At 61.2% G+C, this 11,935-nt stretch carries 17 protein-coding genes and 1 tRNA gene; 16 read left to right on the top strand and 2 right to left on the bottom strand.

What is annotated here, in order from left to right; genetic code table 11:
• Both K206_RS0101195 and K206_RS0101190 read left to right on the top strand, forming a co-directional pair.
• The coding region (locus tag K206_RS0101195) for a helix-turn-helix domain-containing protein (RefSeq protein WP_020200579.1) at window positions 1–266 on the top strand (266 nt) is incomplete at its 5' end.
• A gap of 59 nt (window positions 267–325) precedes the next feature.
• Window positions 326–401: transfer RNA gene (locus tag K206_RS0101190), tRNA-Phe, on the top strand.
• Between the two features lie 263 nt (window positions 402–664).
• Here K206_RS0101190 and K206_RS0101185 read toward each other — a convergent pair.
• Both K206_RS0101185 and K206_RS0101180 read right to left on the bottom strand, forming a co-directional pair.
• Entirely contained in the window at window positions 665–1,615 is a 951-nt protein-coding gene (locus K206_RS0101185) for a hypothetical protein (protein ID WP_029043090.1), read from the bottom strand.
• A 3-nt stretch (window positions 1,616–1,618) separates the two neighbouring features.
• On the bottom strand, window positions 1,619–2,854 hold the full coding sequence (locus K206_RS0101180; RefSeq protein WP_020200577.1) for a hypothetical protein: 1,236 nt from the start codon (window positions 2,852–2,854) through the stop codon (window positions 1,619–1,621).
• A gap of 244 nt (window positions 2,855–3,098) precedes the next feature.
• On the opposite strand from K206_RS0101180, the gene K206_RS0101175 reads away from it, so the two are divergent.
• The 14 genes from K206_RS0101175 to K206_RS0101110 all read left to right on the top strand — a co-directional run bounded on the left by K206_RS0101175 (window position 3,099) and on the right by K206_RS0101110 (window position 11,852).
• Window positions 3,099–3,428 (top strand): helix-turn-helix transcriptional regulator, encoded by a 330-nt coding sequence (locus K206_RS0101175; protein WP_020200576.1) that lies wholly within the window; start codon window positions 3,099–3,101, stop codon window positions 3,426–3,428.
• A 13-nt stretch (window positions 3,429–3,441) separates the two neighbouring features.
• Window positions 3,442–4,371 (top strand): ImmA/IrrE family metallo-endopeptidase, encoded by a 930-nt coding sequence (locus K206_RS0101170; protein WP_020200575.1) that lies wholly within the window; start codon window positions 3,442–3,444, stop codon window positions 4,369–4,371.
• Window positions 4,372–4,379: 8 nt separating this feature from the next.
• Window positions 4,380–5,240, top strand: a complete 861-nt coding sequence (locus K206_RS0101165) for an OST-HTH/LOTUS domain-containing protein (RefSeq protein WP_020200574.1) — start codon at window positions 4,380–4,382, stop codon at window positions 5,238–5,240.
• Window positions 5,241–5,329: 89 nt separating this feature from the next.
• On the top strand, window positions 5,330–5,545 hold the full coding sequence (locus K206_RS41265; protein WP_081651279.1) for a hypothetical protein: 216 nt from the start codon (window positions 5,330–5,332) through the stop codon (window positions 5,543–5,545).
• Window positions 5,542–6,015: a DUF2924 domain-containing protein gene (locus tag K206_RS41260; protein ID WP_081651278.1), complete on the top strand. Its 474-nt coding sequence runs from the start codon at window positions 5,542–5,544 to the stop codon at window positions 6,013–6,015. The genes K206_RS41265 and K206_RS41260 overlap by 4 nt, the downstream gene beginning before the upstream one ends.
• Window positions 6,012–7,424, top strand: a complete 1,413-nt coding sequence (locus K206_RS0101150) for a recombinase family protein (RefSeq protein WP_020200571.1) — start codon at window positions 6,012–6,014, stop codon at window positions 7,422–7,424. The genes K206_RS41260 and K206_RS0101150 overlap by 4 nt, the downstream gene beginning before the upstream one ends.
• On the top strand, window positions 7,421–7,885 hold the full coding sequence (locus tag K206_RS0101145; RefSeq protein ID WP_020200570.1) for a hypothetical protein: 465 nt from the start codon (window positions 7,421–7,423) through the stop codon (window positions 7,883–7,885). The genes K206_RS0101150 and K206_RS0101145 overlap by 4 nt, the downstream gene beginning before the upstream one ends.
• Before the next feature lie 174 nt (window positions 7,886–8,059).
• Window positions 8,060–8,323 carry an AlpA family transcriptional regulator gene (locus tag K206_RS0101140; RefSeq protein WP_020200569.1) on the top strand — a complete coding sequence of 88 codons (264 nt, stop codon included), beginning with the start codon at window positions 8,060–8,062 and terminating at the stop codon, window positions 8,321–8,323.
• An 11-nt stretch (window positions 8,324–8,334) separates the two neighbouring features.
• A complete protein-coding gene (locus K206_RS0101135) occupies window positions 8,335–8,811 on the top strand; it encodes a hypothetical protein (RefSeq protein ID WP_020200568.1) in 477 nt (158 codons plus the stop codon).
• A gap of 5 nt (window positions 8,812–8,816) precedes the next feature.
• Window positions 8,817–9,098, top strand: coding sequence for a hypothetical protein (locus tag K206_RS0101130; RefSeq protein WP_029043088.1), 282 nt, complete (start codon window positions 8,817–8,819; stop codon window positions 9,096–9,098).
• Window positions 9,099–9,100: 2 nt separating this feature from the next.
• Window positions 9,101–9,859 carry a BRO family protein gene (locus K206_RS0101125; protein WP_029043087.1) on the top strand — a complete coding sequence of 253 codons (759 nt, stop codon included), beginning with the start codon at window positions 9,101–9,103 and terminating at the stop codon, window positions 9,857–9,859.
• On the top strand, window positions 9,859–10,719 hold the full coding sequence (locus K206_RS0101120; protein WP_020200565.1) for an ATP-binding protein: 861 nt from the start codon (window positions 9,859–9,861) through the stop codon (window positions 10,717–10,719). The genes K206_RS0101125 and K206_RS0101120 overlap by 1 nt, the downstream gene beginning before the upstream one ends.
• A 5-nt stretch (window positions 10,720–10,724) precedes the next feature.
• A complete protein-coding gene (locus tag K206_RS0101115) occupies window positions 10,725–11,354 on the top strand; it encodes a hypothetical protein (RefSeq protein ID WP_020200564.1) in 630 nt (209 codons plus the stop codon).
• Between the two features lie 9 nt (window positions 11,355–11,363).
• On the top strand, window positions 11,364–11,852 hold the full coding sequence (locus K206_RS0101110; RefSeq protein WP_029043086.1) for a DUF6511 domain-containing protein: 489 nt from the start codon (window positions 11,364–11,366) through the stop codon (window positions 11,850–11,852).
• The last annotated feature ends 83 nt before the right edge of the window (window positions 11,853–11,935 follow it).

Below are 11,935 nucleotides of genomic sequence, written 5' to 3'. Positions count from 1 at the left end.
CCGCCGCCGAAGCCGCCGCCGAGACCGCCAACGGCAGCCCGCAGCGCCTGCCCGAAGCCGAGATGCACTTCTCGTTCGACATGCCGCTGCGCGAGGCGCGCGACCTGTTCGAGCGCGCCTACTTCGAATACCACCTGGTGCGCGAACACGGCAGCATGACGCGCGTGGCCGAGAAAACCGGCCTCGAGCGTACCCACCTCTACCGCAAGCTCAAGCAGCTCGGCGTGGAGCTGGGCCGCAACAAACCCGAGCCCGCGGAGCAGTGAGGAATTTTGCCGGCGGCGCTTGACCGGGTCAAAAAGCGCTGCTATTATTTCGCTTCTTTGGCCCGGTAGCTCAGTCGGTAGAGCAGAGGATTGAAAATCCTTGTGTCGGCGGTTCGATTCCGTCCCAGGCCACCAAAATTCAGCGCCCAACTGTTCTCGGTTGGGCGTTTTCATTTGTGCTTCCCGCATGACACGCGGGGTTCCCGCACATTCTGCGTGTGCGACCAGGCTCCTGTGGCCTGGCAGGAACATCCCCGGTTGCCCTCCGTTCCGCCCTCTCTTCTCTCGAAATCGGCGCTAACTTCTTCGCCGTGGCACACGCACATGGCCTTTTGCGACCATCATTTGCGCGCGTGCCATTGCCATTCGTTGTCGGGTGGGCTTGGAGCAGCAGTCCGTCACGCCAACACTGCCGCCGCGCAAGGCATGGAATACAAGCCTGCGCGTTGCTGCGTGACGACGAGTGCTCCGTAGGCCGCCAGTCGAGCCTCGTGCTCCGGCTTGCCCTTGTCCTTAGACTTGATCTTGAACAGGTCAATCGGCTTGTCGCTCTTCTGGCCAGCGCGCTGCATGATCCTTTCTCCGTCCACCTCGACTCCCTTGAACGACCACAGCGACTCGAAGACCTTAGCCTGACCATCGGTGAACCGGATCGGCGTGGCCTGCACGTCCGGCAGCGTCGCCCACTTGAAGTCCGCCGAGAATGGCCCGTTCACAGGTGCGGCCGGATCGGCCACTGCTGGCGCTGCAGACGGTGCCGAAGGGATGAACGAGATCCCGTTGCCATAGAACGTGAATCGTTCTTCCAGCGCCAGCCATTCCACTCCTGAGCCGAAGGGCGATCCACGAGTCGTGCGCGGCCTGGGAGTGATGACTCGGATGTTGCTACCCGCAACTCGGACACGATCCAGCAAGGACGGCTCATGCAGCACTCTCGTCAGATCTCGGGCCAGCACGACCGGCGAGCTGCGGGCATTACCGAGCCGCCAAGCACCGTCGCCCAAGTCATCGATGTCGTCGCGGCTCTCGATGTCGAGCGCGAGGCGCATTTTCTGCCTCAGCCAGTCTTCGTCCAGGGCCAACGCCGCACCGTCGATTGCCTCGACAGGAACCTGGCCACACTCCGGGCACCGGCAGATTCGACCGCCCCGTCCATCGCCCCAGACCTGCGCCCTATGCTGCTGACAGTGGGGACAGAGCACAAAAAACTGATCCACCACTGTTGGCCTGACGGCTTTGCCGAGCATAGACAAAGCAGATACCTCGCGTGGCGACAGCGTGGCCCGCAGCACCGGCGTGCCGCCTGCGAACAGTCGGCAAACCAGGGCCCAGGCATCGTGCGTCGTCATTGGTCAGTCCTCGAAAGCGGATGAAGAACTGACTGGGTCGGTCTCCGGCGGCAACTCCTGGGCGCTGAGGGTCTGGCCCTTCTGCAAGATGCCCACCGCAACCAAGTAGCCTTCCAGCTGCGCCTGCATCTTGGCGTCGAACTTGTGCAGATTCAGCCGCCCTTTGCTGGTCACTTCGATGGTGACCACCTTGGGGCGAGTCCTGCCCGGCTCGGGCGGGTAATAGAGATTGACCTGTGCCGCTGTCACCGCCCACTGACCCTCCAGCGGGCCTGGGAGTTTCTCCTTCAGCAAATCGTGCACCGAGCGTTGCTGGCTGGACTGCATCGCCGTGCATTCGATCTTCAGCGCCGTGTCGGGGCTGAGCAGGGTGAGTGCCTTGAGCTGCACCATCGAAAAACCGTCCTCAAAGACCTCCGGCACATCGAACCCGGTGCGCAGCATCGACAGATCCAGAGTCGGCGACTTGATCTTGTGAGCGCTTGCTTTCACGCCCAGCACATGCTCCGCGAAGGCCTCGACCAGCATTTGCTGATACTTTGCCCCGCCGCGCACCAGCGTGCGCACGACACCGGTGGACTTGGCGTACTCCAGCACCATGTGGATGTTGGGGTTGCCGACCCGGCGTTTCAGGGTCGCCCCCTCGAACTCCAGACGCAGCATCGCCATGTCCTTGACATGGACCGACAACAGGAACACGCCCGGGCTGCGCTCGACCAAGTGCGCCACGCTGCCGTCTCCGCATTGGAGTTCGCGCTTGTAGAAGGCCGAGATGGCGTGACGCAACGCGGTCAGATTGGCATCCGAACCGTTCGGTTGGCGTTTCAGGCCAAGATCGTATTGCTGTGTCTGTTGCCCATGCTGTTCCCAAAAGCTGAAGTCATAGGCACGCTCGAACAGTGCCGGGTGGTGGACGTAGAGCCAGAAGGAACGGTGGATGTCGCTTGCACACAGCGCCAAACCCGCAAGCGCAGCACCATCGGCCACGGCCGCCTCAAACATCGCCTGCTTACCAGCTGCATCGCCCAACTGAACGCTGGCCATGAGGTTGGCGGTCATCCGGTCGCGGGCAGCAATGTCGGGCCAGACTTTGACCGCTTCGACCAGAAACTGGCTGGTCTCCGGTGTGTCATCCCAGGCAAAGCCATCGGGCACAGGCAGGCTGTGGGTGGTCAGGAAGTCGCGCAGCGTGGCGTCCACCGGCAGCTCGAGCATCACGTCGACAAAGGTCTTCTTCATCTTGATCGTCCTTTCTGGATCGGCGTCGAAGGTCTGCGACCGATGTACGGACTGCACTGGCCAGCGACTAGGTTACTGAACACGCACCTCGTACAAGTAAAGCAGCGAGATACAATCGCGATTCTGAACCTCAGATTTCCGCTTGTCAATCAAAGCGGCACATCTAGACCTTATTTGTATCTCGCGGCTATACTGGCGGTCTTGTTTTTGTTAACTGACTGTTTTCCCCTACAGGAGCATCGCTATGGCTTCAGCGTTCGGAGCACGCCTGCGACGCTTACGCGAGGCGAAGAAATTGACCTTGCAACAGGTCGCCGACGAAGTCGGCTGTACCAAGGCGTATATATGGGAACTGGAGATGAAGGACGGCCAGCGTCCCTCCGCTGAACGGGTCCAGGCCTTGGCCAGGGTGCTGGGCGTGACGATGGAGGACATCATGGGCGAGCCCATTGAACAGGTTCCTCAGGCCAGTCCAGAAGATGTGGCCTTCTTCCGCGAGTACGCTGGAATGACGGACGAGGAGAAGGATCGTTACCGTCAGGCACTCAAAATCATGTTCCCCGACAAGAACTAAGGCGGTCTGACAATTGAGCTCATCCCAGCCCCTAACCGGTTCCATCGCGGCCAGCACCGTCTTGAGATGGTTGCGGGCCTGGCACGCCGATGGCATGCCGGATGCCGTGGATCTGGAAGTCGTCCGGCAAATGCTTCCAGAGACGCCTTACGGCAAAGGGGTGCGGGAGATCAAGGCCCCGATGGTGCTGGACATCAATAGCTGCGAAGGCATGTTGGTGCGCAACCCACAGGACACCGCAGAGTGGGGCATCTTCTATAACGGCAAGGCAAACCCCGAACGCCAGCGTTTCACCATCGCTCACGAACTGGGCCACTTCATCCTTCACCGCGATCAGCGGCAAAGTTTCAACTGCGACAAGGAAAGCGTGTACTCCGGCGCTGACACTATCCGTGTCATCGAACGTGAGGCGGACGACTTTGCCAGCAACCTGCTGATGCCTGGCGACTTGCTGCGCGAGTGGATCTCGAACCAGCACATCGACTTGCATGTCCTGAGCGCCCTTGCCAAACGGTTCCAGGTGTCGTTCGAGGCGCTGTGCATTCGGTTCATCAAATTCACCACGCAGCGGGCAATCCTTGTCTATTGGGACAACGGTTTCGTGAAGTACGAATGGCGCAGCAGCAGCGCGGTCAAGACGCGCGCCCGCATTCGGCGCACTGACGATCCGCAGGAACCATTACCCGGCACCCTGGCTGCTGATTCCACCGTTGAGCAGGAGTGGGATGGCACGGAGATGTCTGCAGCGATCTGGTGCCCGGAGGAGGCACCACACATGAAGTTGCGCGAGTTCAAGCACAGCTACACCACAGGAGATCGCGTCCTGACCCTTTTGCTACTGGAAAGTGCTGAACCACGGTCATGGGATCGGTCTTGGCAAGACGGCGAGAGCTTTGACAGCTTCGATCAGTTCGTCTCGAACGGGCAATTGCCAGTACGGTGAGTCCCTCGATGACAGGCTTGCCGATCCAACCCATAGATGAAGAACTGCAGACCTTGCAACGCGAGGTGCAGCGAATGCTGGGCCGTTGTCTCTTGCGTCTGCAGCAGTACGAACAACTGATGAAGGCCATCGTGGCACACCACGAAATCTCTGCGTCAGGATCACCCCTCGAATCGAACCAAGCGGAGCGCATTGCGGATGCCGCAAACAAGACTCTGGGTACGTTGGTTGGCACGCTGCTCGGAACGTATGTCACCAGCGGCGAGCAAGACGAGGTCGCCGAACCAGATACGCCCGACAACATCATCTCGTTCAAGATGAAGATGAGCTTGCGGATGTCTGCCGAGGATTTCGATACGACGCAAAACGATCTGAAGGAACTGGTTCTGCTGCGGAACAACCTGGTGCACCACTTTATCGACCAGCACGACCTTTGGAGTCAGGATGGATGCCGTGGTGCGCAAGAGTCCTTGGCGGCGGCCTACAGTCGCGTCGATCAACACTTTGAGCAACTGCGAGGCTGGGCGGAGCACATGGATCAGGCCCGTCGTCTGGCGGCGGAGTTTGCCCAGTCCGATGCCTTCCGCGATCTGGTGATCAACGGCATAGCGCCGGATGGCTCGGTGGATTGGCCCGCAGCCGGAATTGTTCGCGCATTGCGTGAAGCGGCAGATCAGTTGGCTGTCGACGAGTGGACGCCGGTCGCTACTGCTGGACGATGGATTGCAGAAAGGTATCCCGATCAACTGCCGGCCAAGTATGGGTGCAGCAGTTGGCGGCAGGTCGTGCACGAATCCCGCCTTTTCGAGCTTCGGTATCGGGAAGTGAATGGCCAGCGCGCGGCTTGGTATAGGCCCAAAGAGACATAGCGCCAAACCCGCGCACTCACGCTAATTCACGTTACGCGAAGTGCCCTTGGTTTTTAGCATGAGCAGCGTTTTCCATCGGAACGCTTGCCATGACAGAAATCGAACCTATCTCCATTTGCACATCACCTGACCGGCCACGGCACGGGCATCAAGAAATCGCTGATCTCTTGGCTGCCGCGCTGCTGCGCCTTCGTGTCCGCCAATCGCGCGACATCTCCAAAAACAGCGAGCACGTTTGCCTTGGCTTCCCCGGCCAACAGCGCGTGAATGCGAACCCCGATCACAACAACGGAGTTCGCCCATGACAGCACACGCAACCTCACCAACGCCCGCCTCAGTCGCCGCCCGCGTCGCGGCTATTCCCCATCTTTCAATGGATGATCTTTGGGCTCTCTGGGACGACCATTTCGATGAACGGCCGAATCACCACCATCGGGTCTGGTTGGAAAGTCGCCTGGCCTACCGGATGCAAGAGCGCGCGTTTGGCGGTTTGAAACCATCACTGCGCAAGAAGCTCGAGGAGGTTGGCGAAACCGGCATCTTGCCCAAGCAACTGCGCGGCGATAGTCAGCGCCTGCTGCCCGGTACCGTCCTGACACGCGTCTACGACGACATTGAGCATCGTGTGCTGGTGCGTGGATCGAATGATTTCGAGTACCAGGGGCAACGCTTCAAGAGCCTGTCCGCTGTAGCCAAACGCATCACGGGCAGTCACTGGTCAGGTCCGGTGTTCTTTGGCTTGAAGGCACCAGCTTCGAAGAAGGAGGCGGTATGAGCTCAGTGCGGCGAAACCAGATTCCCGCAGTCACGCCAAAGAAGCGCTGCGCCGTCTACACCCGCAAGTCCACTGACGAAGGCCTCGATCAGGAATACAACAGCCTCGAGGCACAGCGTGATGCAGGCTTGGCCTTCATTGCCAGCCAACGGCATGAAGGCTGGATAGCCGTCGACGACGGATACGACGACGGCGGCTACTCGGGCGGCAACATGGAACGGCCCGGGTTGCGCCGCCTGATGATCGACATCGAGGCGGGGAAGATCGATACCGTGGTCGTCTACAAAATCGACCGCCTCACGCGCAGCCTGCCGGACTTCGCAAAGCTGGTCGAGGTTTTCGACCGCAACGGCGTCTCCTTTGTCGCGGTCACGCAGCAGTTCAACACCACCACATCGATGGGGCGATTGACGCTCAACATCCTTTTGTCATTCGCGCAGTTCGAACGCGAGGTCACCGGCGAACGCATCCGCGACAAGATCGCCGCCAGCAAGGCCAAGGGCATGTGGATGGGCGGAGTCCCGCCTCTTGGATACGACGTGGTCGAACGCAAGCTCGTCATCAATGAACGTGAAGCCGCGCTGGTGCGTGACATCTTCCGCCGCTATGCCGAGCACGGCTCGGCTGCGCGACTCGTCCGCGAATTGGAAATCGAAGGGCATACCACCAAGGCATGGGTCACCCAGTCCGGTCGGGAGCGATTGGGACGCAGCATCGATCAGCAGTACCTCTTTACCTTGCTGCGTAACCGCATTTACCTCGGTGAAATCTGCAATCACGAGACGTGGTACTCGGGCCAGCACGACCCCATCATTTCTCAAGAATTGTGGGACTCGGCACACGCCTTCATTGAGAGGCGAAAGCAGGCTCCGCGCGAACACCGAGCCAAGCATCCGGCACTGCTGGCGGGACTTCTGTTTGCACCGGATGGCCAACGCATGTTGCACTCCTTCGTCAAAAAGAAAAATGGTCGGCAGTACCGCTACTACGTGCCTTACCTGCACAAGCGGCGCAACGCCGGTGCCAGCCTGGCTCCGCATACGCCGGACGTGGGCCACCTGCCAGCCGCCGAGATCGAAGATGCAGTGTTGGCGCAAATCCATGCTGCGCTCTCATCGCCGCAAATGCTGATCGCAGTGTGGAGATCCTGCCAGCAGCATCCGGCGGGGGCGACGCTGGACGAGGCACAGGTGGTGGTCGCCATGCAGCGCATCGGTGACGTGTGGTCGCAACTGTTCCCTGCCGAGCAGCAACGGATTACACGGCTGTTGATCGAACGCGTGCAACTACACGGGCACGGCCTGGATATCGTTTGGCGAGAGGACGGTTGGATCGGATTCGGTGCGGACATCAGCACGCATCCCTTGATCGAAGAGTCCCAAGAGCGTGTCGAGGAGGCTTTGGCATGAATGCCACGACCCACCAGCGCCAGCGCGCCGTCCGCATCGAGATTGGAGCCGAGGCGCGCAGTTATGTCAGCGAGGGGCAGCGGGTTACCTTGGTGCCCCTGACGATCAAGCGCCGCCAGAACCGGAAGCTGCTGATACCGCCAGCCCCCGAGATCGCGGACCGAATCGGTGGCTTCGATGTGCCGATGATCAAAACGCTGGGCAAGGCCTTCTACTGGAAGCGCTTGATCGACGATGGCACCTACTCCACGACAACGGACTTGGCGCACGCCTTCAAAGTGGAACCGGGCTGGGCTGCCGAGGTCCTGCGCATGACCATGTTGGCCCCCGATATCGTGGAGGCGATATTCGAAGGACGTCAGCCACGCCACCTGAATCTGCACACCTTGCGTGGCCGCCAAGAGCAACTGCCGCGCGATTGGCCTGCGCAGCGTCGATTGCTCGGTTTCTCCGACGCCTGATCTGCTTCCAGACACATCCGATGACGGCGAGCCATGTGCTCGCCGTTTGCTTTTCTGCACTGGGCCATTGGCGAACCTGGAGTTCCGTCGTGGTTCGCCATTGCGTCCCTTAAAGGTTCGCCACCCGAAGTTTGGAATGACACCTGTTACTCAACAACGTCACAGGAGCATTCCATGCAGACACCAACCAGCGGTATCCCCCGGTCGCCACAGCAGGCGATCAACACCATGTCACCCGGTGATCGCCGCGTGCTCAACGAAAACGAGCTCGCGCAACGCTGGGGCGTTAGCCCCAAGACTTTGCAGCGCTGGCGCAGTGAGGGTCGCGGTCCACGCTACCTGAAGCTGTCCAAGCGTGTCGGCTACCCGGTCGACGCGATCCTCGAGTTTGAGCGCGAAGCGCTGCACGACTCGACATCCGAACGCGCGGCGGTTTGAGGAGAGATGCGATGAATGACATCACCATCTTCCCTGCCGACATCGCCGAGATGTCGGTCAGCCAACTGGCCGCATTGCCGCCCGCGCAGAAACACGAGATCGACAAGAACCTCGATGCAGCCATCGACTGGCTGAAGAAGGCGCGCACCAAGTTCGATGCGGCACTGGATCAGTGCTACGGCGAGCAGGCACGCACCGCGCTGCGCGAATCCGGCCGTGACTTCGGCACAGCACACATCAGCGATGGCCCGCTGCACCTGAAGTTCGAGCTGCCCAAGAAGGTCAGCTGGGATCAGAAGCAACTGGCTGAGATCGCTGAACGCATCGTCGCCTCAGGCGAGAAGGTCGAGGGTTACCTCGACATCAAGTTGTCCGTCTCCGAATCCCGCTTCACGAACTGGCCGCCTGCTTTGCAACAGCAGTTCGCCGCCGCTCGCACCGTGGATTCCGGCAAGCCGTCTTTCACCCTTTCCATCGATTCGGAGTAATGACCATGAGCACCAATCTCATCGCCTCGCTGCGTCAACAGCTGCCGTCCATCTACGGCGAACACCTCCCTGACGAAATCCGGTATCGCCGCGCGGACGGTCAGGACGTCGTTGTCCCGCTTGATGTCGCCACTGTGGACGAGCTGGCTTTTGCCATCCAGACAGCCAACGCGGAATCGCTGGCGCTCGGCCGCCGCCGCACCGCGCTGGAAGAACTCCACACCGAGATGCGCAAACGTGCCGCGCGTGGAGTCGACCGTATCGCCGACGTGTCGTGGGAGGGCTGATCATGAGCGCGATCATTCCCTTCCAGTTCGAAGCGCACGCCGTGCGCGTCCAGGTCGATGAACTCGGTCTGCCGTGGTTCAACGCCACCGATGTCTGCGACGCCCTGGAGATGGGCAATCCGTCTCAGGCGATCAAGTCCCACGTCGATGCCGAGGATCTCCAGAAATTGGAGACCCTTACGGCAGGTGGCCGTCAACGTCAAAACCACGTCAACGAGTCGGGGCTTTACGCCCTGATCCTCGGTAGCACCAAGGATGCCGCCAAGCGCTTCAAGCGCTGGATCACCGGTGAAGTGCTGCCTGCAATCCGCAAGACAGGCGCGTATTCCGCCGCCACCACGATGGCTGCCTTGCCCGCGCCGACCCAAGATCGCGTCACCGCCATCCTGCTGATCGGCGAAGCGGTCGCCAAGGTACCGGGTGTCAAGACCGGCATTGCAATGGCTGCCACGTTGACCTGCATTCAGGAAAACACCGGCCTGACCACGGAAGTGCTGCGCCGCGCTTTGCCTGCCGCCAACGAGCCGATCTGCTCGCTCAACGCCACACAGCTCGGCAAATTGCTGAGTCGCTCAGCCAAAGCCACGAACCAGTTGCTGGCATCCGGCGGCCTTCAGTTCCGCAACGACCGGGACGAGTGGGAACTGACCGAGGCCGGTGAAGCATGGGCCGAAGCCATGCCGTACTCCCGCAACGGTCACAGCGGCTACCAAATCCTCTGGAATCCGGCGGTCGCGGAGCAACTGAAGGAGGTGGCGTGATGTCCCTCCCGATCATTACCGCGCAGCAGCGCTTGGCCGAACGCAAGGGTGTGAAGTTGCTGATGCTGGGCAAGTCTGGCATCGGCAAGACCACCCGGCTCAAAGACCTCGACCCTGCCACCACCTTGTTCCTCGATATTGAGGCGGGCGATCTCGCCGTGGCCGATTGGCCGGGCGACACCATCCGCCCGGCATCGTGGCCGGAAAGCCGCGACTTTTTCGTGTTCCTCGCAGGCCCGGACAAGTCACTGCCGCCGGAGAGCGCGTTCTCGCAGGCGCATTACGACCACGTCATCGAGAAATTTGGCAGCCCGACGCAGCTCGACCGCTACCAGACCTTCTTTCTCGACTCGATCACGCAGTTGTCCCGGCAGTGCTTCGCATGGTGCAAGACGCAACCCGGTGCCACCAGTGACCGCTCCGGCAAACCGGATCTGCGCGCGGCCTATGGCCTGCTCGGCCAGGAAATGATCGGCGCACTGACCCACTTGCAGCACGCACGGGGCAAGAACGTGGTGTTCGTCGCCATCCTCGACGAGCGCCTCGATGACTACAACCGCAAGGTGTTCGTGCCACAGATCGAAGGCAGCAAGACCAGTCTGGAGCTGCCCGGCATTGTCGATGAGGTCGTGACACTGGCCGAGATCAAGGCCGACGACGGCAGTGCTTACCGCGCCTTCGTCACCCACACCGTCAATCCCTACGGCTTCCCGGCCAAAGACCGCAGCGGTCGTCTCGACCTGCTGGAGCCGCCGCATCTCGGCGCACTGATCGCCAAGTGCGCAGGCCAGTCGCCATTGCCCATGCCCGGCTGCACCGGCACCCCCACCGCAGAAAACACCACCGAATCCAAGGAGTAATCGCCATGTCGTCCAACTATTTTGATTTCCAAGATGCCGATCCCCAACAGTCGGGCTTTGACCTGATCCCCAAGGGCGCTGTCGTGCCAGTGCGCATGACCATCAAGCCCGGTGGCTATGACGATCCGGGACAAGGCTGGGGCGGCGGCTACGCCACCGAGTCCTTCGAAACCGGCTCTGTCTACCTCGCCGCCGAGTTTGTCGTCACGGCGGGCGACCATGCCAAGCGCAAGATGTGGAGCAACATCGGCCTGCACTCCAAGAAGGGGCCGACCTGGGGTCAGATGGGGCGCAGCTTTATCCGCGCCGCGCTCAACAGCGCCCGCAACGTCCATCCTCAGGACAACAGCCCGCAGGCCGCCGCCGCGCGCCGCATCCAGGGTTTTCATGAACTGGATGGCCTGGAGTTTCTGGCGCGCGTGGACATTGAGAAGGATGGCAAGGGCCAAGACCGGAACGTGGTCAAGATCGCGGTCGAGCCTGATCACCCCGACTACGCAAAACTGATGGGCGTGCCGCCCAAGGCTCCGGGCAGTGGACATTCCGGCGCTCCAGCGCAGGCGGCTGCGCCTGCGTATCAGGCACCGGCTCCACAACGCGCACCGGTGACCGGCAAGCCGTCGTGGGCACAGTGAGGGAGGCCGATGAAATGCTGGGTCTGCAAACGACAGGCCCGGGGATTCGGCCACACCGACAACCGTCACGGTGTCGGCCATCCCCGGCGCTATCCCATCGACTGGGTGTTCTGCTCACAACGCTGCCAAAACGCGTTTCATGCGCTGTACGGCAACTGGCTGCGGGTCAAGGAAGGTCGCGTCGACAGTACGGAGGTCGCCATGATCGATCCATCTGATGTCGAACTGGCCGCGATGAAGAAGTGCCTCAGGGCCTTCGGCGAGGCTGCGGGCGAGATTGGCTTCACCAAGCCGCTGGGCGACTACTCCGAAGCCGAGGCGCTGCAAGTGATCGACGCCATCGTCACTTGCTACACCGAGGCAATGGTCGCGCACCACGAGGCGAGCAAGTACCCACCGGTACGCGGCATGACGCCTGCGCCCGACCCTCTGGCCAACCCGTTCGCGGATCTGGAGGACGACCTGCCCTGGGAAGAGCCGAAGGGGAAGAAGCCATGATCGACTTCAACTCCTCATCGAGCATCTCGGGTCAGGTCACCACCCTGGTGGACACGGGCCTGCAGCAGGCTCGCGCCCGCCAG

This window comes from Cupriavidus sp. WS, from assembly GCF_000395345.1.
GTDB classification, from domain to species: domain Bacteria; phylum Pseudomonadota; class Gammaproteobacteria; order Burkholderiales; family Burkholderiaceae; genus Cupriavidus; species Cupriavidus basilensis_B.
This window is presented reverse-complemented; position numbering and strand designations above follow the sequence as displayed.